Below are 17,864 nucleotides of genomic sequence, written 5' to 3'. Positions count from 1 at the left end.
CGCCCTCCCGCTGCGCCCGCCGTGGTGCGGGCCGGCACTGGCCGTATTCAACCCGGCCGCAGGGGCCGACTCCTGTTCCATGACGCTCTCCATTTGCACAGCGCAGCTCAACTTTGTGGTGGGCGATATGCCCGGGAATGCGCAGAAGATCATTGCCGCCGCCCGCGAGGCTTATGCCCAGGGTGCGCGGCTGCTGCTCACGCCCGAGCTGGCCGTCTGCGGCTATGCGGCCGAAGACCTGTTCCTGCGCCCCGCCTTCCTCGCGGCCTGTGATGATGCCGTGAAAACCGTGGCCCGCGAGACCGCGGGGTTGAAAGGCCTGGCCATCGTGCTGGGCCACCCGCAGGCCGCAACGCCCGGCGCCCCCGCCTTCAGCGCCTGCCTCAACGCCGCCAGCGTGCTGCGCGATGGCCGGGTGGAGCAGACCTATGCCAAGCGCGAGCTGCCCAACTACCAGGTGTTCGACGAGCGCCGCTATTTCGTGGCGGGCACGGAACCCTGCGTGTTCGAGGTGGACGGCGTGCGGGTGGGCGTGCTGGTCTGCGAGGACGCCTGGTTCGCGGAGCCCGCGCGCAGCACGGCCGCTGCCGGCGCCCAGCTGCTGGCCGTCATCAATGCCTCGCCCTTTCACCTGGGCAAGAGCGCCGAGCGCGAGGCCACCATGCGCGAGCGCGTGGCCGAGACGGGCCTGCCGCTGGTGTATGCCCACCTGGTCGGCGGCCAGGACGAGGTGGTGTTCGAAGGCCGCTCGTTTGCGCTGAATGCCGACGGCTCGGTGGCGGCGCGGGGCCCGGGATTTGAAGAAAAACTGGTGTTTGCGCTCGTCCGCAAAGCGCAGGCAGCTATCAAAATAGAAGCAGATATTGCGCCGGAGAAGAGCCTGGAGGCCGACCTGTGGGACGCGCTGGTGCTGGGCGTGCGCGACTACGTGGGCAAGAACGGCTTCCCAGGCGCGCTGCTGGGACTGTCGGGCGGCATCGATTCGGCCCTGGTACTGGCCATTGCGGTGGATGCCCTGGGGGCCGACAAGGTGCGCACGGTGATGATGCCGTCGCCCTACACGGCCGATATCAGCTGGATCGACGCGCGCGACATGGCCGAGCGCCTGGGCGTGCGCTACGACGAGATTTCCATCAAGCCACAGTTCGAGGCCTTCAAGGCCGCGCTGGCCGGCGACTTTGCGGGCCTGCCCGAGGACACGACCGAGGAGAACCTGCAGGCGCGCATCCGCGGCACGCTGCTGATGGCCTTGTCCAACAAGTTCGGCTCCATCGTGCTCACCACGGGCAACAAGAGCGAGATGTCCACCGGCTACTGCACGCTGTACGGCGACATGGCGGGCGGCTTTGCCGTCATCAAGGACGTGGCCAAGACGCGGGTGTTCGACCTGGCCCGCTGGCGCAATGCCAACGACCCGTACGGCACGGGCGCCAACCCGATCCCGGAGCGCATCATCACCCGCCCGCCCAGCGCCGAGCTGCGCCCGGACCAGAAGGACCAGGACAGCCTGCCGCCCTACGAGGTGCTGGACGCCATCGTGGCGCGTTACATGGAAAACGACGAGCCCATCGAATCCATCATCGCCAGCGGCTTCGCCCGCGCCGATGTGGAGCGCGTCACGCGCCTCATCAAGCTCAATGAATACAAGCGCCGCCAGGCGCCTGTAGGGATTCGCGTCACGCGCCGCAGCTTCGGCAAGGACTGGCGTTACCCTATCACCAACAAGTTTCGCGCCTGACGGACGGTGCAACCCGCCGGGCCGCCGTGCCTGGCGAGCGCCGTACGGGCCGCGACGGCTTCTTGTTCTTATCTATCTGTATCTACTGGAGACCCGCCATGAAAATGATCACCGCTGTCATCAAGCCCTTCAAGCTCGAAGAGGTCCGCGAGGCCCTCGCCGAGTGCGGCGTGACCGGCCTCACCGTCACCGAGGTGAAGGGTTTTGGCCGCCAGAAGGGCCACACCGAGCTGTACCGTGGCGCCGAGTATGTGGTGGACTTCCTGCCCAAGGTGAAGGTCGAGGTCGTGGTGAAGACCGAAGACGTGGACCGCTGCGTGGACGCCATCGTCAGCGTGGCGCGCACGGGCAAGATCGGCGACGGCAAGATTTTCGTGACCTCGGTCGAGCGCGTGGTGCGCATCCGCACGGGCGACCTGGACGACGCGGCGGTATGAGGGTGATATCCGCCTGAGGCGCTTCGCGCCTTCCCACCTTCTTTCGAATGGCCGCGCCATTCGGGAATGGTGGACACCGCCAGCGCGGCGGTCCTGGTTTCGGGCCGCGCCAGTTTGTGAGGCGGGCTAGATCACCGATCGCAGCGGGACAGGGGCCTGGTCGGGCCCGGCGTCCTGCACCAGCGTGCGCAGCAGGGCTTCGGCGTCGGTGGCGGCGTGCAGCAGGCCCATCTGCCATTCACCCATGAGGCCGCTGGCCACGCTGTGGTTCAGGAAACCCAGCAGGGCGTCGTAGTAGCCCGCCACATTGAGCAGCCCCACGGGCTTGTCGTGGTAGCCCAGCTGGCGCCACGTCCACACCTCAAACAGTTCTTCAAAGGTGCCGATGCCGCCCGGCAGGGCGACGAAGGCATCGCTGCGCTCGGCCATCATGGCCTTGCGCTCGTGCATGGTCTGCACGATGTGCAGCTCGTCGCACTGGCGGTTGGCCAGTTCCTTGTCCACCAGCGCCTGCGGGATGACGCCCACCACGCGGCCTCCGGCCTGTCGCGTGGCTTCGGCCACCGTGCCCATCAGCCCGCTGCGGCCGCCGCCATAGACGAGCTGGCCGCCATGGCGGCCGATCCAGCTGCCCACGGCCCGTGCCGCATCGGCAAAGGCTGGGTTCTCCCCGGGGCGCGAGCCACAGTAGACGCAGACAGAGAAGGCAACGGAAACAGCGGGGTCAGCCATGGAAAAACCTTTGGAAAAGAGCACCAGACCAGATGCCGCCGCACAGCAGCAGCGCCAGCAGCACGGCGGCGCTGCCCATGTCCTTGGCACGCTTGGACAGGTCGTGCCACTCCGGGCCGATGCGGTCGATGGCGGTCTCGATGCCGGTGTTGAGCAGCTCCACAATCATCACCAGCAAGACCGAGCCCGCCAGCAGCGCCACCTCCACCCAGCCCGTGCCCAGCCACAGTGAGGCCGGCAGCAGCACCACGGCGGCGATGGCTTCCTGGCGAAACGCCTTTTCGCCCCAGCCGGCGCGCAGGCCTTCCAGGGAATAGCCGGTGGCATGCCAGATGCGGCTCAGGCCCGACCGGGCTTTTTGGGGATTGACGGGCGCCAGGGGCTCGGAAGGGGGAAGCGGCATGGTTGGGGGGCATTGTCTCCCAGTCGCGTGACAGCTTGCGCGTGTGCCGCTGGGGTGGGCTGCGCTATTTTTTGGGGGGAAGCTCGTGGTGCACCAGGCGGGTGCCCGCCAAGGCGTCGTGCCAGAACTGGCCTTCGGGGTGAAAGCGGCTCAGGATGGCCCAGATCGCCACCCATCCGCCCAGCAGCACCAGCACCTCCAGGGCCGGCACGCCAAACAGGTAGGCCGCCAGGGGGGGAAGAAACCACACCCAGCTGAGCACGTAGCGCAACAGCGCCCGCGCCTGGCTGATCGGACGCCCGGAGGGGGCCACCACGCGGATGTGCCACGTCTTTTGCGCCAGCGTCTGGCCCTTGGCCCAAAACCAGGTGAAATAGATGCCGAACACCACGAAGAGGAACGCCTGCAGCGCATGGCGGTTGTCCATGGCGTTGCGGGTCTGGCTCAGGGTGCCGAACAGGTAGCCGGCAATGAACACCACCCCGAACAGGAGCATGCCCTCGTACAGCCAGCAGGCCATGCGGCGCCACAGTTGCGGGGCAGGCACCAGGGGGCTGGCAGCGGTGGCCGGTGCGGCAGGGGTCCCCGGGCGGGCGGGCGTAGGGGGGCGTGCGGTCATTCCGGGGTCATTCCTGGGGAGGCGAAGGCTGCTACCTGAAACCGAATGGGAAACTCGAACTGAACTCAAGCCCGCGGGGGCGGGTTATTGGGGGTACAGGCCGGAATTGTCGGGGGTCACCGGCGGAGGCGGGGCCTCAGCCGAGGCGGCTCCCAGCGGCGGGAGCGCTGCGGGCACGGCCACGGGCGCTGAGATGGGGGCGGTTTCCACCACCGCAGCGGACGCCGGGTTCTGCGGCGCGGCGCCAGCGGCGGCCGGTGCTGCGGGGGAGGGCGCCACGGGCGCTGCGATCCGCGGGGCGCCAAGGTCCAGCACCGGCGGAATCTTGGGGATGTTGGGCCGGCTCGGGTTGGCCTGCGTGGCCGCCGGCACCTGGGCCAGCTTCTTGGGCGAGACGGGATGCAAAGCGGTCGCCGCGCCCTTGGGCTTGGGCGCAGCACGGGCCGCCAGGGCGCGTTTTTCTTCGTCCGAGAGCGCCTGGTACGCCTCCCATTGGGCGCGTTTGTCGTCGGGCGCCAGCCGGTTGGTGACCGCATAGTTCAGCCGGGCCTGGGTGCGCTGCTGCGCGCTCAGGTTGGCCCAGTCGGTCATGCGGTCGTGGAACTTGGCCTGCTCTTCTTCAGGCAACGAAGAAAAGGTGGCGGCCAGAGCGAGCCAGCGGCGTTTTTGCGCTTCGCTGATGAGGGCCCAGCGCTCGGCCAGGGGGTACAGCGCCAGCTTCTGGGGAGTGGTGAGTGTTTCCCAGCCCGGGCCGGTTTCCACCTGTGGCGCGAGCGACAATCCTTGCCCCGGTGGCGTGCGGACGTTGTTGGGGCCGGCAACGGCCGCCTCGGCACCCGCCGGCAGCACGGTGCCCGGCGCCATCCGCATCTGGCCCAGCACTTGCCACCCTTCGGCGGCGAACGCGCCCAAGAGCGCCAAAGCCAGCACGTAGGCTGGCAGGGCGGTGGGAGCGTCGGCGGGGCTTGGTGGCATGCAGTCGGGCGTGTGCGGCAGGACTCAGTGGGTCGCCGCCGCGGTTTTCAGGAATTGTACGAAGCCCGGGTCGGCATAAGCGGCAGGCGGCAGGTCGTCGGTGAGGAGGGCGGTATCCACCTCGGCCACATCGTTCACGCTGCTTTCGTCCTGGGCGGTGTTGATCACCACCAGTCCGACCACCAGCGCCATCAAGGGAATGGCCGAGACCAGGGCATTCCACCAGCCGCCGCCCTCGTTGCCACTGCCGCTGCCCAGGGTGGCAGCGCCGCCCCGGCCATGCACCACCACGGGGGTGGCCAGGCGCACCGGCGCCGGCTCCTTCTTGCGGCGGGCCAGCGCCTGCATGCGCGAGGCGCGCAAGCGTTCCGAAATGTCGTAGGGCAAGTCGTCCGTGCCGCCGGACAGCCGCGCCGTGACGCGCAGCGCAAAGCGCTCGGCTGCTGCTTGTGCCTGTGTCGAGGGGGGCTGTGCGGTGTTCATGGCTCGATTCCTTTGGCCTTCAGTGCCTTGCTGAGGGTTTGAATTGCACGAAAACAGTGCGTTTTCACACTGCCTTCCGAGCAACCCATGGCGGCTGCGGTTTCTGCAACATCCATTTCCTCCCAGTAACGCATCAGGAACGCTTCGCGTTGACGTGGAGGCAGCTCGGCGATTTCGGCTTCGATCTCGTGAAAGATCTGGGTCCGCCGCGTGTGGTCCTCGGCGCTTTCGGCCGGGTCGCCTTCCTCGGTTCCTGAATAGGCCTCCAGCAAATCAAAATCCGTGCCATCTTCGCCCGGGCCTTCGAAGTCGCTCATGCTGGTGAACAGCGCGTTGCGGGTTTTCTGGCGCCGGAACCAGTCGAGCGTGCAGTTGGACAGGATCCGCTGGTACAGCATGGGCAGCTCTGCCGCCGGCTTGTCCCCGTAGTGCTCCGCCAGCTTGAGCATGCTGTCCTGCACAATGTCCAATGCGGCTTCCTCGTTGCGAACGTGGTAGACCGAGCGCTTGAACGCGCGCTTTTCTACGCTCTTGAGGAAGTCGGAAAGTTCTTGTTCGGTTGCCAAGACAGGTGAGCCCGGAGAGGGTAACGGCGCCGGGCACAGTGCAAAGACCCTGTAAAGGTCGGTGCGGATGGGCCCGGCAAGCCTTTGATTATCGCATTGGCCTGCGGTTTTTTTGTAGAGCGGATGATGTTTTGCGGTGTTGCAGTGCGATAATCCACGTTGCAATTCAAAAGGCAAACGGGTCACGGTCCGGCGCGGCAATCATCCCGCCCATGTCCTTGGCCTCAAGTTCCAAGCTGGCTTCACAAGAGCGCGTGCGAGGAGCACCCAAGGTTTTTCGTCAGAGAAATTCGCAAAGGTTGATCATCATGGAAATCTCCAAGGCCGAAATCACTTCGGCAGCCGCTGCCACGCAGGGCTCCTCCGCTTCCGCCGCCGGCCCCCAGGATCTCATGGGCTCGGAAATCCTCATCAAGTCGCTGCAAGCCGAAAACGTCCAGTACATCTGGGGTTACCCGGGCGGCGCGGTCCTGTACATCTACGACGCGCTCTACAAGCAGGACACCATCCAGCACGTGCTGGTGCGGCACGAGCAGGCCGCAGTGCATGCGGCCGACGGCTATGCCCGCGCCACCGGCGAAGTCGGCGTGGCCCTGGTCACCTCCGGTCCCGGCCTGACCAACGCGGTCACGGGCATTGCCACGGCCTACATGGATTCCATTCCCATGGTGATCATCTCCGGTCAGGTCCCCACGCCCGCCATCGGGCTGGACGCCTTCCAGGAGTGCGACACCGTGGGCATCACGCGCCCCATCGTCAAGCACAACTTTCTCGTCAAGGACCCGCGTGACCTGGCCATGACGTTGAAGAAGGCGTTCCACATTGCCCGCACAGGCCGGCCCGGGCCGGTGGTGGTCGATATCCCGAAGGATGTCTCGTTCAAGAAGGTGCCGTACAGCGGCTACCCGCAGAGCGTGGAAATGCGCTCGTACAACCCGGTGCGCAAGGGCCACGGTGGCCAGATTCGCAAGGCGCTGCAGCTGCTGCTGTCGGCCAAGCGCCCCTACATCTACACTGGTGGCGGCGTGCTGCTGGGCAATGCCACGCAAGAGCTGCGCACGCTGGTGGATCTGCTGGGCTACCCGGTCACCCACACCCTGATGGGCCTGGGCGCCTACCCGGCCAGCGACCGCAAGTTCCTGGGCATGCTGGGCATGCACGGCACGATCGAGGCCAACAACGCCATGCAGAACTGCGACGTGCTGCTGGCGGTGGGGGCGCGCTTCGATGACCGCGTGATCGGCAATCCCAAGCATTTCTCGCAAAACGATCGCAAGATCATCCACATCGACATCGATCCGTCCTCGATCTCCAAGCGCGTGAAGGTCGATATCCCCATCGTGGGCGATGTGAAGGATGTGCTCACCGAGCTGATTTCCATGGTGCGCGAGAGCAGCACGCGTCCCGACGCGGCAGCCCTGGGCGCCTGGTGGGACACCATCGAAGGCTGGCGCAAGCGCGAATGCCTGAAGTACGACCGCGGCTCCTCCGACGTCATCAAGCCGCAGTACGTCGTCGAGACGCTGTGGAACATGACCAAGGACTCGGACACGTACATCACGTCCGACGTGGGCCAGCACCAGATGTGGGCCGCGCAGTACTACCGCTTTGACGAGCCGCGCCGCTGGATCAACTCCGGCGGCCTGGGCACCATGGGCGTGGGCATTCCCTACGCCATGGGCATCAAGCTGGCCAAGCCGCAGGCCGAGGTGTTCTGCATCACGGGCGAAGGCTCGGTGCAGATGAACATCCAGGAGCTGTCGACCTGCCTGCAGTACAACACGCCGATCAAGATCTGCTCGCTGAACAACCGCTACCTGGGCATGGTGCGCCAGTGGCAGGAGATCGAGTACTCCGGCCGCTACAGCCACAGCTACATGGACGCGCTGCCCAACTTCGTGAAGCTGGCCGAGGCCTATGGCCATGTGGGCCTGCTCATCGAACGTCCGCAGGACGTGGAGCCCGCGCTGCGCGAGGCACGCAAGCTCAAGGACCGCACGGTGTTCCTGGACTTCCGTACCGACCCCACCGAGAACGTGTTCCCGATGGTGCAGGCCGGCAAGGGCCTGACCGAAATGCTGCTGGGTTCGGAAGACCTTTAAGCATTCAAGGTGCCTGCAGCGCTTGTCCATCAAGCGCTGGCAGCTACTGTTTTTGCAGCAATCTTTTTTTGACGAATCTATTGCCTGCCGAGCCTGGCGCTTACCGGCGCCAGGGGAGGGCAGCAAAAAGAGGAATCTTTCACCATGAAACACATCATTGCCGTTTTGCTGGAGAACGAAGCCGGTGCGCTGTCGCGCGTCGTGGGCCTGTTCTCTGCCCGGGGCTACAACATCGAGTCCCTCACCGTGGCCCCCACGGAGGACCCATCGCTGTCGCGCATGACCATCCAGACCACGGGTTCCGACGATGTGATCGAGCAGATCACCAAGCACCTGAACCGCCTCATCGAGGTTGTGAAGGTGGTCGATCTCACCGAAGGCGCCTACACCGAGCGCGAGCTCATGATGGTGAAGGTGCGCGCCGTGGGCAAGGAGCGCGAGGAGATGAAGCGCATGGCCGACATCTTCCGCGGCCGCATCATCGACGTGACCGAGAAGAGCTACACCATCGAGCTGACCGGCGACCAGTCCAAGAACGACGCTTTCCTGCAAGCCATCGACCGCACGGCGATCCTGGAAACCGTGCGCACGGGCGCCAGCGGCATCGGCCGCGGCGAGCGCATCCTGCGCGTGTAAGACAATCCCCGTTTTCTCACCCACCCTCATTCAACCGAACAAGATTTCAACCGGAGCGACCATGAAAGTTTTCTACGACAAAGACTGTGACCTGAGCCTGATCAAGGGCAAGACCGTTGCCATCATCGGCTATGGCTCGCAGGGCCACGCCCATGCACAAAACCTGAACGACAGCGGCGTGAAGGTCGTGGTCGGCCTGCGCAAGGGCGGCGCCTCGTGGGACAAGGTCGGCAAGGCCGGCCTCACGGTGCTGGAAGTCAACGACGCGGTCAAGTCCGCAGACGTCGTGATGATCCTGCTGCCCGACGAGCAGATCGCCGAGGTCTACAAGAACAACGTCGAGCCCAACATCAAGCAAGGCGCTTCGCTGGCGTTTGCCCATGGCTTCAACGTGCACTACAACCAGGTCGTGCCCCGCGCCGATCTGGACGTGTGGATGGTTGCCCCCAAGGCCCCCGGCCACACCGTGCGCAGCACCTACGCCCAGGGCGGCGGCGTGCCCCACCTGGTGGCCGTGCACCAGGACAAGTCCGGCAAGGCCCGTGACCTGGCCCTGTCCTACGCCATGGCCAACGGTGGCGGCAAGGCCGGCATCATCGAGACCAACTTCAAGGAAGAAACCGAGACCGACCTGTTCGGCGAACAGGCCGTGCTGTGCGGCGGTGCCGTCGAGCTGATCAAGATGGGCTACGAGACCCTGGTCGAAGCCGGCTACGCTCCTGAAATGGCCTACTTCGAATGCCTGCACGAGCTCAAGCTCATCGTGGACCTGATCTACGAAGGCGGCATCGCCAACATGAACTACTCGATCTCGAACAACGCCGAGTTCGGCGAGTACGTGACCGGCCCCGAAGTCATCAACGAGCAGTCGCGCGCCGCCATGCGCAACGCCCTCAAGCGCATCCAGAACGGCGACTACGCCAAGATGTTCATCCAGGAAGGCCGCCTGAACTACCCGAGTATGACGGCCCGCCGCCGCAACACCGCCGACCATTCCATCGAGAAGGTGGGCGGCCAGCTGCGCGCCATGATGCCCTGGATCGCCAAGAACAAGCTGGTGGACCAGACCCGCAACTGAGGCGCTGCGCCCGACGCACCCCAAGGCCACTTCGGTGGCCTTTTTCATTGGTGCAACGCGGGGTTGGCAGGCGCTACACTGCGTCCTTCGCCTGCAGGGCGAGCCGCCGCCGGCCGGCAGGGCGGGCGGTGGTTGAAATACTATAAATTTAATAGCTGCTTGCGCAGTAATAGCAAGCGCTGGAGGTTCTTTTGATGCATGATGGCAATGAGGCCACCGACACCCCGGGCGTGGTGGTGCGCAAGCGCCGCAAGGGCATCTACATCCTGCCCAACCTGTTCACGCTGGCGGCGTTGTTTGGCGGTTTCTACGCGATCGTGATGGCGATGAACGGCCGGTTCGACATGGCGGCCGTGGGCGTCTTTTGTGCCATGGTGCTCGACAGCCTGGACGGACGCGTGGCGCGCATGACCAACACCCAGAGTGCCTTTGGCGAGCAGATGGATTCGCTCTCTGACATGGTCTCCTTCGGGGCGGCGCCCGCGCTGATCGCCTATGTGTGGGCGCTGCACGGCCTGGGCCGCTGGGGGTGGATTGCGGCTTTTGTGTACTGCGCCTGCGCCGCCTTGCGCCTGGCCCGTTTCAATGTGAACACGGGCGTGGTGGACAAGCGTTATTTCCAGGGACTGCCGTCGCCGGCCGCCGCCGCGCTGGTGGCCGGTTTCATCTGGCTGATGACGGAGCTGGGGCAGCGCCCCGGCGAAGACCTGTGGCTGACCTGGAACGAGACCACCTGGACCATGTTCGGCTTCACGCTGTATGCGGGCCTCACGATGGTGACCAACGTGCCGTTCTACAGCTTCAAGGACGTGCAGATGAAAAAGAGCGTGCCATTCGCCGCGATCGTGCTGATCGCCCTGGGCATCGCCATCATCAACATCCACCCGCCCATCGTGTTGTTCGGCGTGTTCGTGTGCTACGGCCTGAGCGGCTATGGCGTCTATGCGTGGCGCAAGGCCAAGGGGCAGCACACCAGCGTCATCAGCACCTCCACCGATGAGCCCGACGAGCGCGGCTTGCACCAGTGAGGCCGGCAACCGCGGTGCCTGGCGAGTTGTGCTACATTGCACTGCATGAAGACGTTTGCCCTGGCTCTACTGCTACCTCCCCACGGGCGGAGGCAGTAGGCGCACGCGCACACTTTTTCCACAAAGGCCCGTATGCACCCGCAACGGGCCTTTTGTTTTGGGCGCCGGACTTTTGAGAAGGCTGCGGGGCCCCACCCACCGATACCAGGAGAACTGACATGGCTGACAAGCTCATTATTTTTGACACCACCTTGCGCGATGGCGAGCAGTCCCCCGGCGCGTCCATGACCAAGGACGAGAAGCTGCGCATTGCACGCCAGCTCGAGCGCCTGAAGGTGGATGTCATCGAGGCCGGGTTTGCCGCCAGCTCCAATGGCGACTTCGAAGCGGTGCAGTCGATTGCCCACGCGATCAAGGACTCGACCATCTGCTCGCTGTCGCGCGCCAACGACCGCGACATCGCACGCGCGGCCGAGGCCCTCAAGGGCGCCAACAGCGCCCGTATCCACACCTTCATTGCCACCAGCCCCTTGCACATGGAGAAGAAGTTGCGCATGACGCCCGAGCAGGTGCTGGAGCAGGCCAAGCAGGCGGTGCGTTTCGCCCGCAACCTGGTGAGCGACATCGAATTCAGTCCCGAGGACGGCTACCGCAGCGAGCCCGACTTCCTGTGCCGCGTGCTCGAAGCCGTGATTGCCGAAGGCGCTACCACCATCAACGTGCCCGACACGGTGGGCTATGCGATTCCAGAGCTGTACGGGAACTTCATCAAGAACCTGCGCGAGCGCATTCCCAACAGCGACAAGGCCATCTGGTCGGTGCACTGTCACAACGACCTGGGCATGGCGGTGGCCAACTCGCTGGCCGGCGTGAAGATCGGTGGCGCGCGCCAGGTGGAATGCACCATCAACGGGCTGGGCGAGCGCGCGGGCAACTGCTCGCTGGAAGAAGTCGTGATGGCGGTCAAGACGCGGCGCGACTACTTCAACCTCGACCTCGGCATCGACACCCGCCACATCGTGGCCGCCAGCCGCATGGTCAGCCAGACCACCGGCTTCGTGGTCCAGCCCAACAAGGCGGTGGTGGGGGCCAACGCCTTTGCACACGCCAGCGGCATTCACCAGGACGGCGTGCTCAAGGCCCGCGACACTTACGAAATCATGCGCGCAGAGGACGTGGGCTGGACGGCCAACAAGATCGTGCTGGGCAAGCTCAGCGGGCGCAACGCGTTCAAGCAGCGCCTGCAGGAGCTGGGCGTGCAGCTGGAGAGCGAAAGCGAAATCAACGTCGCCTTCACCAAGTTCAAGGAACTGGCCGACCGCAAGAGCGAGATCTTCGACGAGGACATCCTGGCCCTGGTGAGCGACGAGAGCGTGACGGCCGAAAAAGAGCAGTACGGTTTTGTCTCGCTGTTCCAGCAAAGCGAAACCGGCGAGTTGCCCCGGGCGCGGATCGTCTTCACGGTGGATGGGCAGGAAGTGCGCAGCGAGTCCGAAGGCAACGGCCCGGTGGACGCTTCGCTCAAGGCCATCGAGGCCCACGTGAAGAGCGGCGCTGAAATGGTGCTGTACTCGGTGAACGCCATCAGCGGCTCCACCGAGAGCCAGGGCGAAGTGACCGTGCGCCTGCAAAACAGCGGCCGGGTGGTCAATGGAGTGGGCGCCGACCCGGACATCGTGGTGGCCTCTGCCAAGGCCTACCTAAGTGCCCTGAACAAATTACAAAGTAAAGCTGATCGGGTGGCCGCACAGGGTTGAGCACAGCATCTATAATTCACTCACTTTCTCGAAGAATCGCGCAAGCCATTGATCTTGCGCGATTTTTTTGATTCGGTACACTGCTCAACACTTATTACCGTTTGGAGCGCTTTGATGCACCACCGCCACCGCGCTGCAGTGAGTCGTTTTCTAGGGCTTTTGGGTCTGGTCGTCGTCAGCACGGCGATGGCCCTGCCAGCCGCACAGGCTGGCGAGCGCGCCAAGGCCCCCGCCAAAAAACAGCACGCCACTTCCTCTGCGTCCAAACGGGCTGTCCCGACGCGCAAAGTGGCTGTCCGCACGAAGGCCGTGCGGGTTACCGCCAAAACCGCGAAGGCTCCCACCCGCGTCGCTTTCGTGCCGGCCCCGCAATCGTTCGGGCAACTGGCGGGCTTGCATGAAGTCAGCGATCCGCTGGACCTGAAGTCCAGCGTGGCCCTGGTCATCGACCAGGACACGAAGGAAGTGCTGCTTAGCAAAAACGACCATGCCGTGCTGCCCATTGCTTCGCTGACCAAGCTCATGACCGGGCTGCTCATCTCCCAGGCCAAGCTGCCCATGGAGGAGCCCATCACCATCACCCAGGACGACGTGGACACGGAAAAGGGCAGCCGTTCGCGCCTGACCGTGGGCACCACCCTGACCCGGGGTGAACTGCTGCACCTGGCGCTCATGTCGAGCGAAAACCGGGCTGCCCATGCGCTGGGGCGCACCTATCCCGGAGGCCTGGAAACCTTTGTGGGCCTGATGAACAACAAGGCGCGGCAACTGGGCATGACGGATACGCGCTATGTCGAGCCGACCGGCCTGTCCAGCCGCAACCAGTCGAGCGCCCGCGATCTGGCCACGCTGGTGAACGTTGCGCATGGCGATCCGCTGCTGCGTGAGCTGTCCACGTCGCCCAGCTACGAAGTGGCCGTGGGAGCGCGCACGCTGCAGTACAACAACACGAACGGCCTGGTGAAGAACCCCACCTGGGACATCGGCCTGCAGAAGACCGGCTACATCTCCGAGGCCGGCCGTTGCCTGGTGATGCAGGCCCAGGTGGCGGGCCGCAAGCTCATCATGGTGTTCCTGGATTCGGCGGGCAAGTTCAGCCGCCTGGGCGATGCCGAGCGTGTGCGCCACTGGGTGGAGTCCAAGGCGTCCCTGGGCGCTCCGCTGCACGCGCGCGTGAATACCGACGGTTAGCATCAAACCGCTGCGCGGGCCAAGCTACCGTGCACCAAAAAACCGGTCTGGCGGTGATGCCACACCGGTTTTTTTTTATGGGGCAAGCCTGCGCGTGGATGCCTGTTTGCCCTGTGTCCGCTCCGTGCCGGTCTGCCGGCGCTCAAGGGGCCAAACGCCCGTAGCGCCCGCAGTGGCGCTAGCGAAGTGCGGAATGCAGTCCGTCCTCGGCGGAGGAGCCCGTGGCTTCCGTGCCCGGCGTGTAGCCCAGCGCCAGCGAGATTTCGTGGGCCGTGGCTTGCAGCTTGGGCAGCCAGCCTTCGTCCAGCCGGTCCGCGGGGGCCGAAATGGACAGGCCGGCCACCAGCTTGCCCTGGTCGTCGTAGACGCCCGCGGCCATGCAGCGCACGCCCAGTTCCAGTTCTTCGTTGTCGCGGGCGATGCCGTACTGGCGGGCCTTGGCGAGCTCGCGTTCGAGGACCGGCAACTGGGTGATGCTGTTGCGCGTGTGGCCGGCCAGCCCCGTGCGGGTGGCGTAGGCGCGCACGCGCTGCGGGTCGTCCAGCGCCAGGAAGAGCTTGCCGGTCGAGGTGAGGTGCAAGGGCGCGCGGCCGCCAATGGCGCGCACCACCTGCATTCCGGAACGCTCGCTGTAGGCGCGCTCCACGTACACGATTTCGTCGCCCTGGCGCATGCTCAGGTTGACGGGCTGCTGGATCAGCTTGTGCAGGTTGCGCATGGGGCCGAACGCTGCGTCGCGCACGCTCAGGCGGGCCTTCACCAGGTTGCCCAGCTCCAGCAGCCGCATGCCCAGGCGGTAGCTGCCGGACTCGGGCCGGTCCACGAAACGCCCAATGGTCAGGTCGTTCAGGATGCGGTGGGTGGTCGACGGGTGCAGTCCGGTCTTCTCGCTGATCTCCTTGAGGGAGATGGCCTCCTCGCGCGACGCCAGCACATCGATCAGCATGAACATGCGTTCCAGCACCTGAACGCTGGGTTTCGTGGAAGTGCTGGGGTCGATTTTTTTCATAGCGGCAGGGCAGTGGAGGCCGCCATATTTTATCTTGTGAAATGCCGTGCCACCGGTCACGCGGGCGCCACGCTGGCGCAGCCGCCGCGGCGCCATTCGCCGTCGGTGCGGATTTCGTGGGGATGGAAGCGGGCCTTGTAGCGCATCTTTGCGCTGGCCTCGATCCAGTAGCCCAGGTACACAAAGGGCAGCCCCAGCGACCGGGCCTGCGCGATCTGCCACAGCACGTTGTAGGTGCCATAGCTGCAGTGGGGCTCGGGTTCGTAGAAGGTGTAGACGGCCGAGAGGCCGTCGTCCAGAACGTCGAGGATGGACACCATCTTGAGCGCGCCGGGCTCTCCCGTCGCGCTGTCGGTTTCTCGAAACTCCACCAGCCGCGAGTTGACCCGGCTTTGCAGCAGAAACTGCGTGTACTGGTCGATGCTGTCGTGGTCCATGCCGCCGCCCGCGTGGCGGCCGTTCTGGTAGCGCAGGTAGAGCTGGTAATGCTCGGGCACGAAACACAGGCGCAACACCCGCGCCTGCAGGTTGCCGTGGCGCGCCGCAGCGCGCCGCTGGCTGCGGTCGGGCTGGAATTCACCGGCCAGCACCCGCAGCGGTGTGCACGCCTGGCAGCCGTCGCAATACGGGCGGTAGGTGAACATGCCGCTGCGGCGAAAGCCCTTGGCCACCAGCTCCGAGTACACGTCGTTCTGGATCAGGTGGCTGGGCGTGGCGACCTGCGAGCGCGCTTGCCGGTCCGGCAGGTAGCTGCAGGGGTAGGGCGCTGTCGCGTAGAACTGCAGGGTTTGCAGTGGAAGGTCGTTGAGTTGCGTCATGCCGAGGGCTCGTTGCGGGGCAGCAGCGCGGTCCAGTATACGGGGTCGAACTGCCACCGAAGCGGCGGCTGCCGCTGCGCGCAACCCATGTGCTGCAGGAACTGTGCCCGCGGGATCTCGCGGCCGCCCAGTGAGGCAAGGTGCCGGGTGTTCTGCTGGCAGTCGATCAGGGCCACGCCCTGGTGGCGGCACAGGCCGACCAGCGCGGCCAGGGCGATTTTCGAGGCGTCGGTGGCATGGGCAAACATGGACTCGCCGAATACTGCGTGGCCCAGCGCCACGCAGTACAGCCCGCCCACCAGCCGGCCGCCCACCCAGGTCTCCACGCTGTGGGCCAGGCCCGCGGCATGCAGTTCTGTGTAGGCCTCCACCATGGCGGGCACGATCCAGGTGCCCGCCTGGCCCTGGCGCTCCTTGGTGGCGCAGGCCGTGATGACGCTGCGGAAATCCGTATCCACGCGCACCTCGCAGTCCGGGCGGGCGCGGAAGGCCTGCAGGGTCCGGCGCAAGGACCGGTGCAGCTTGAACTCCGCCACGGGCAGGACCATGCGCGGGTCGGGCGCCCACCACAGGATGGGCTGCCCGGGGCTGAACCACGGGAACGTGCCCTGGGCATAGGCGGCCCGCAGGTGGGGCACGTCCAGCGCGCCGCCAGCGGCCAGCAGCCCGGGGGCGGGGTCGTCCGGCCCCCAGGCGGAGCTGGGTGGGGGAAAAGGATCGCGGGGTTCCAGCCAGGGAATTTGGGCAGGCATCGGAGAAGGCGGCGCGTGGCCCGCGGGGCGGGGCGTGAAGACAATGTTGCCGATTGTCCGGCACGGGCGGCCCAGGCATGGGGCTGGTCAGCGATAGGGCAACAAAAAACCCACCATGCGTGAACATGGTGGGTTTGCGTGGCTCCTCAACCTGGGCTCGAACCAGGGACCTACGGATTAACAGTCCGGCGCTCTACCGACTGAGCTATTGAGGAATGATCGGTATGCAAAAGGCCCCGCTCAACTCCTGCAGGGCCTGCAAAAAAACTTGGCTCCTCGACCTGGGCTCGAACCAGGGACCTACGGATTAACAGTCCGGCGCTCTACCGACTGAGCTATCGAGGAACAAGACTTAGATTATATACACAAAAACAGCGCGTCAGAAAGTCAGCCTGCAGGTTTTGTCGCCGTGGGCGGTTCGGGGCGCCGCCACAGCCAGGCCAGCACGCAGGCCATGCACAGCGTGGCCAGAATGGCCGCCCAGCGCGGGGTAGGCGCCAGCCAGAGAATGGCGGTGCTCAGGGACATGACCAGGGCCGCGCTCCATTTGGCCCGGCGGCTCACGCAGCGCCCCTGGGCCCAGTTGCGCAGCAGGGGGCCGAACAGGCGGTGGTTCCACAGCCAGCGGTACAGGCGGGGTGAACTGCGCGCCGCCGCCCAGGCGGCCATCAGAATGAACACCGTGGTGGGCAGCCCGGGCACGATGACGCCCAGGATGCCCAGGCCCAGGCACACCAGGGCAAACAGCTGCAGCAGCGCGCGCACGGGCCAGGGCAGTGGGCGCAGGGGCGGATCGGCGGTGGTGTCGTCCTGCTGCGGGAGGTCGTCGGGGCGCGGCGCGGGCATGGGGCTATTGTCTGGCATCCAGAGCGGGCGCACTGGCCGCGTTATGCTGGCAGAGGGCGCGCAATCCATGCCCGCCCGGCGTTCGCCACCCTTCGTTTGCTGTCCCTGCCTTGCCGCTCCCATGACCATTCACACCATCCTGAAAATGGGCGACCCGCGCCTGCTGCGCGTGGCCCAGCCCGTAACGCAGTTCGATACCGATGCCTTGCACCTGCTGGTGCGGGACCTGTTTGACACCATGCGCGCGGTGAATGGCGCCGGCCTGGCGGCGCCGCAGATCGGGGTGGACCTGCAACTGGTCATCTTCGGCTCGAACGAGCGCAATCCGCGCTACCCGGACCGGCCGCTGGTTCCGCCCACGGTGCTCATCAACCCGGTGATCACCCCCCTGGGCGATGCCGAGGAAGAGGACTGGGAAGGCTGCCTGTCCGTGCCGGGCCTGCGGGGCAAGGTGCCGCGCTGGTCGCGCATCCGCTACACGGGCTTCGACCCCTATGGCGATCCCATCGACCGGACGGTGGAGGGCTTTCATGCCCGGGTGGTGCAGCACGAGTGCGACCATCTGATCGGCAAGATCTACCCCATGCGGGTGCGGGACTTCACGCAGTTCGGCTTCACCGAGGTGCTGTTTCCAGACATCGGCGCGGCGGAAGACGACTGATCGGGCACAAAACAGGCCCCCGCGCCCGTCCGG

General features: G+C 65.6%; 19 protein-coding genes and 2 tRNA genes. 9 read left to right on the top strand and 12 right to left on the bottom strand.

All coding sequences use genetic code 11. The features are described 5' to 3' along the window. The first annotated feature begins 79 nt into the window (after positions 1 to 79). Positions 80 to 1,738, top strand: coding sequence for an NAD+ synthase (locus ACOYR3_RS15000; RefSeq protein ID WP_422843154.1), 1,659 nt, complete (start codon positions 80 to 82; stop codon positions 1,736 to 1,738). A gap of 98 nt (positions 1,739 to 1,836) precedes the next feature. Continuing rightward, on the top strand, positions 1,837 to 2,175 hold the full coding sequence (locus ACOYR3_RS14995; RefSeq protein WP_291486743.1) for a P-II family nitrogen regulator: 339 nt from the start codon (positions 1,837 to 1,839) through the stop codon (positions 2,173 to 2,175). A gap of 126 nt (positions 2,176 to 2,301) precedes the next feature. Here ACOYR3_RS14995 and ACOYR3_RS14990 read toward each other — a convergent pair whose 3' ends face one another. From ACOYR3_RS14990 to ACOYR3_RS14965, 6 genes are all read right to left on the bottom strand, one after another. Further along, positions 2,302 to 2,907, bottom strand: coding sequence for a TIGR00730 family Rossman fold protein (locus tag ACOYR3_RS14990; protein WP_422843153.1), 606 nt, complete (start codon positions 2,905 to 2,907; stop codon positions 2,302 to 2,304). Further along, positions 2,900 to 3,310: a diacylglycerol kinase gene (locus tag ACOYR3_RS14985; RefSeq protein ID WP_422843152.1), complete on the bottom strand. Its 411-nt coding sequence runs from the start codon at positions 3,308 to 3,310 to the stop codon at positions 2,900 to 2,902. The genes ACOYR3_RS14990 and ACOYR3_RS14985 overlap by 8 nt, the downstream gene beginning before the upstream one ends. 64 nt (positions 3,311 to 3,374) lie before the next feature. Further along, positions 3,375 to 3,929: an RDD family protein gene (locus ACOYR3_RS14980; RefSeq protein ID WP_422843151.1), complete on the bottom strand. Its 555-nt coding sequence runs from the start codon at positions 3,927 to 3,929 to the stop codon at positions 3,375 to 3,377. 84 nt (positions 3,930 to 4,013) lie between these two features. Then, positions 4,014 to 4,904 carry a DUF3106 domain-containing protein gene (locus ACOYR3_RS14975; protein ID WP_422843150.1) on the bottom strand — a complete coding sequence of 297 codons (891 nt, stop codon included), beginning with the start codon at positions 4,902 to 4,904 and terminating at the stop codon, positions 4,014 to 4,016. A 24-nt stretch (positions 4,905 to 4,928) separates the two neighbouring features. After that, a complete protein-coding gene (locus ACOYR3_RS14970) occupies positions 4,929 to 5,387 on the bottom strand; it encodes a DUF3619 family protein (protein WP_422843149.1) in 459 nt (152 codons plus the stop codon). After that, positions 5,384 to 5,953: an RNA polymerase sigma factor gene (locus ACOYR3_RS14965; RefSeq protein WP_291486761.1), complete on the bottom strand. Its 570-nt coding sequence runs from the start codon at positions 5,951 to 5,953 to the stop codon at positions 5,384 to 5,386. Before ACOYR3_RS14965 ends, ACOYR3_RS14970 begins: the two co-directional genes overlap by 4 nt. A 308-nt stretch (positions 5,954 to 6,261) precedes the next feature. Here ACOYR3_RS14965 and ACOYR3_RS14960 point away from each other — a divergent pair, with 308 nt between their 5' ends. The 6 genes from ACOYR3_RS14960 to ACOYR3_RS14935 all read left to right on the top strand — a co-directional run bounded on the left by ACOYR3_RS14960 (position 6,262) and on the right by ACOYR3_RS14935 (position 13,745). After that, a complete protein-coding gene (locus ACOYR3_RS14960; protein WP_422843148.1) occupies positions 6,262 to 8,055 on the top strand; it encodes an acetolactate synthase 3 catalytic subunit in 1,794 nt (597 codons plus the stop codon). A 144-nt stretch (positions 8,056 to 8,199) separates the two neighbouring features. Further along, a complete protein-coding gene (gene ilvN, locus ACOYR3_RS14955; protein WP_184862540.1) occupies positions 8,200 to 8,691 on the top strand; it encodes an acetolactate synthase small subunit in 492 nt (163 codons plus the stop codon). Between the two features lie 61 nt (positions 8,692 to 8,752). Next, positions 8,753 to 9,769: a ketol-acid reductoisomerase gene (gene ilvC / locus ACOYR3_RS14950; RefSeq protein ID WP_422843147.1), complete on the top strand. Its 1,017-nt coding sequence runs from the start codon at positions 8,753 to 8,755 to the stop codon at positions 9,767 to 9,769. Positions 9,770 to 9,963: 194 nt separating this feature from the next. After that, on the top strand, positions 9,964 to 10,797 hold the full coding sequence (pssA, locus tag ACOYR3_RS14945; RefSeq protein ID WP_422843146.1) for a CDP-diacylglycerol--serine O-phosphatidyltransferase: 834 nt from the start codon (positions 9,964 to 9,966) through the stop codon (positions 10,795 to 10,797). A 218-nt stretch (positions 10,798 to 11,015) separates the two neighbouring features. Further along, positions 11,016 to 12,554: a 2-isopropylmalate synthase gene (locus tag ACOYR3_RS14940; RefSeq protein WP_422843145.1), complete on the top strand. Its 1,539-nt coding sequence runs from the start codon at positions 11,016 to 11,018 to the stop codon at positions 12,552 to 12,554. 114 nt (positions 12,555 to 12,668) lie between these two features. After that, positions 12,669 to 13,745, top strand: coding sequence for a D-alanyl-D-alanine carboxypeptidase family protein (locus ACOYR3_RS14935; RefSeq protein ID WP_422843144.1), 1,077 nt, complete (start codon positions 12,669 to 12,671; stop codon positions 13,743 to 13,745). Between the two features lie 178 nt (positions 13,746 to 13,923). On the opposite strand, the gene ACOYR3_RS14930 is transcribed toward ACOYR3_RS14935, so the two are convergent. The 6 genes from ACOYR3_RS14930 to ACOYR3_RS14905 all read right to left on the bottom strand — a co-directional run bounded on the left by ACOYR3_RS14930 (position 13,924) and on the right by ACOYR3_RS14905 (position 17,170). Continuing rightward, positions 13,924 to 14,754 (bottom strand): IclR family transcriptional regulator, encoded by an 831-nt coding sequence (locus tag ACOYR3_RS14930; protein ID WP_422843143.1) that lies wholly within the window; start codon positions 14,752 to 14,754, stop codon positions 13,924 to 13,926. A 56-nt stretch (positions 14,755 to 14,810) separates the two neighbouring features. After that, positions 14,811 to 15,572 (bottom strand): arginyltransferase, encoded by a 762-nt coding sequence (locus ACOYR3_RS14925; protein WP_422843142.1) that lies wholly within the window; start codon positions 15,570 to 15,572, stop codon positions 14,811 to 14,813. Beyond that, the gene (gene aat / locus ACOYR3_RS14920; RefSeq protein WP_422843141.1) at positions 15,569 to 16,324 is read right to left on the bottom strand and encodes a leucyl/phenylalanyl-tRNA--protein transferase; all 756 of its coding nucleotides are present in this window, start codon (positions 16,322 to 16,324) and stop codon (positions 15,569 to 15,571) included. The genes ACOYR3_RS14925 and aat overlap by 4 nt, the downstream gene beginning before the upstream one ends. Before the next feature lie 139 nt (positions 16,325 to 16,463). Then, a tRNA-Asn gene (locus ACOYR3_RS14915) sits at positions 16,464 to 16,539 on the bottom strand. A 54-nt stretch (positions 16,540 to 16,593) separates the two neighbouring features. Then, positions 16,594 to 16,669 (bottom strand) — tRNA-Asn (locus ACOYR3_RS14910). A 42-nt stretch (positions 16,670 to 16,711) separates the two neighbouring features. Next, positions 16,712 to 17,170 carry a YbaN family protein gene (locus ACOYR3_RS14905; RefSeq protein WP_422843140.1) on the bottom strand — a complete coding sequence of 153 codons (459 nt, stop codon included), beginning with the start codon at positions 17,168 to 17,170 and terminating at the stop codon, positions 16,712 to 16,714. A gap of 121 nt (positions 17,171 to 17,291) precedes the next feature. Between ACOYR3_RS14905 and def the strand changes: the two genes are divergently transcribed. Further along, complete coding sequence (gene def, locus ACOYR3_RS14900) at positions 17,292 to 17,831, top strand: peptide deformylase (RefSeq protein ID WP_422843139.1); 540 nt, start codon at positions 17,292 to 17,294, stop codon at positions 17,829 to 17,831. Positions 17,832 to 17,864 lie beyond the last annotated feature (33 nt).

The sequence above is a fragment of the Acidovorax sp. M2(2025) genome, from assembly GCF_049330835.1.
Taxonomy (GTDB): Bacteria; Pseudomonadota; Gammaproteobacteria; order Burkholderiales; family Burkholderiaceae_C; genus Acidovorax.
This window is presented reverse-complemented; position numbering and strand designations above follow the sequence as displayed.

Coding starts and splice junctions, on each gene's coding strand:
- ilvN (WP_184862540.1), top strand. CDS start 8,200: ATGAAACACATCATTGCCGTTTTGCTGGAGAACGAAGCCGGTGCGCTG.
- ACOYR3_RS14970 (WP_422843149.1), bottom strand. CDS start 5,387: ATGAACACCGCACAGCCCCCCTCGACACAGGCACAAGCAGCAGCCGAG.
- ACOYR3_RS14935 (WP_422843144.1), top strand. CDS start 12,669: ATGCACCACCGCCACCGCGCTGCAGTGAGTCGTTTTCTAGGGCTTTTG.
- ACOYR3_RS14985 (WP_422843152.1), bottom strand. CDS start 3,310: ATGCCGCTTCCCCCTTCCGAGCCCCTGGCGCCCGTCAATCCCCAAAAA.
- ACOYR3_RS14940 (WP_422843145.1), top strand. CDS start 11,016: ATGGCTGACAAGCTCATTATTTTTGACACCACCTTGCGCGATGGCGAG.
- ACOYR3_RS14990 (WP_422843153.1), bottom strand. CDS start 2,907: ATGGCTGACCCCGCTGTTTCCGTTGCCTTCTCTGTCTGCGTCTACTGT.
- ACOYR3_RS14960 (WP_422843148.1), top strand. CDS start 6,262: ATGGAAATCTCCAAGGCCGAAATCACTTCGGCAGCCGCTGCCACGCAG.
- ACOYR3_RS14975 (WP_422843150.1), bottom strand. CDS start 4,904: ATGCCACCAAGCCCCGCCGACGCTCCCACCGCCCTGCCAGCCTACGTG.
- def (WP_422843139.1), top strand. CDS start 17,292: ATGACCATTCACACCATCCTGAAAATGGGCGACCCGCGCCTGCTGCGC.
- ACOYR3_RS14930 (WP_422843143.1), bottom strand. CDS start 14,754: ATGAAAAAAATCGACCCCAGCACTTCCACGAAACCCAGCGTTCAGGTG.
- ACOYR3_RS14980 (WP_422843151.1), bottom strand. CDS start 3,929: ATGACCGCACGCCCCCCTACGCCCGCCCGCCCGGGGACCCCTGCCGCA.
- ACOYR3_RS14925 (WP_422843142.1), bottom strand. CDS start 15,572: ATGACGCAACTCAACGACCTTCCACTGCAAACCCTGCAGTTCTACGCG.
- ACOYR3_RS14995 (WP_291486743.1), top strand. CDS start 1,837: ATGAAAATGATCACCGCTGTCATCAAGCCCTTCAAGCTCGAAGAGGTC.
- pssA (WP_422843146.1), top strand. CDS start 9,964: ATGCATGATGGCAATGAGGCCACCGACACCCCGGGCGTGGTGGTGCGC.
- ACOYR3_RS14905 (WP_422843140.1), bottom strand. CDS start 17,170: ATGCCCGCGCCGCGCCCCGACGACCTCCCGCAGCAGGACGACACCACC.
- ACOYR3_RS15000 (WP_422843154.1), top strand. CDS start 80: ATGACGCTCTCCATTTGCACAGCGCAGCTCAACTTTGTGGTGGGCGAT.
- ilvC (WP_422843147.1), top strand. CDS start 8,753: ATGAAAGTTTTCTACGACAAAGACTGTGACCTGAGCCTGATCAAGGGC.
- aat (WP_422843141.1), bottom strand. CDS start 16,324: ATGCCTGCCCAAATTCCCTGGCTGGAACCCCGCGATCCTTTTCCCCCA.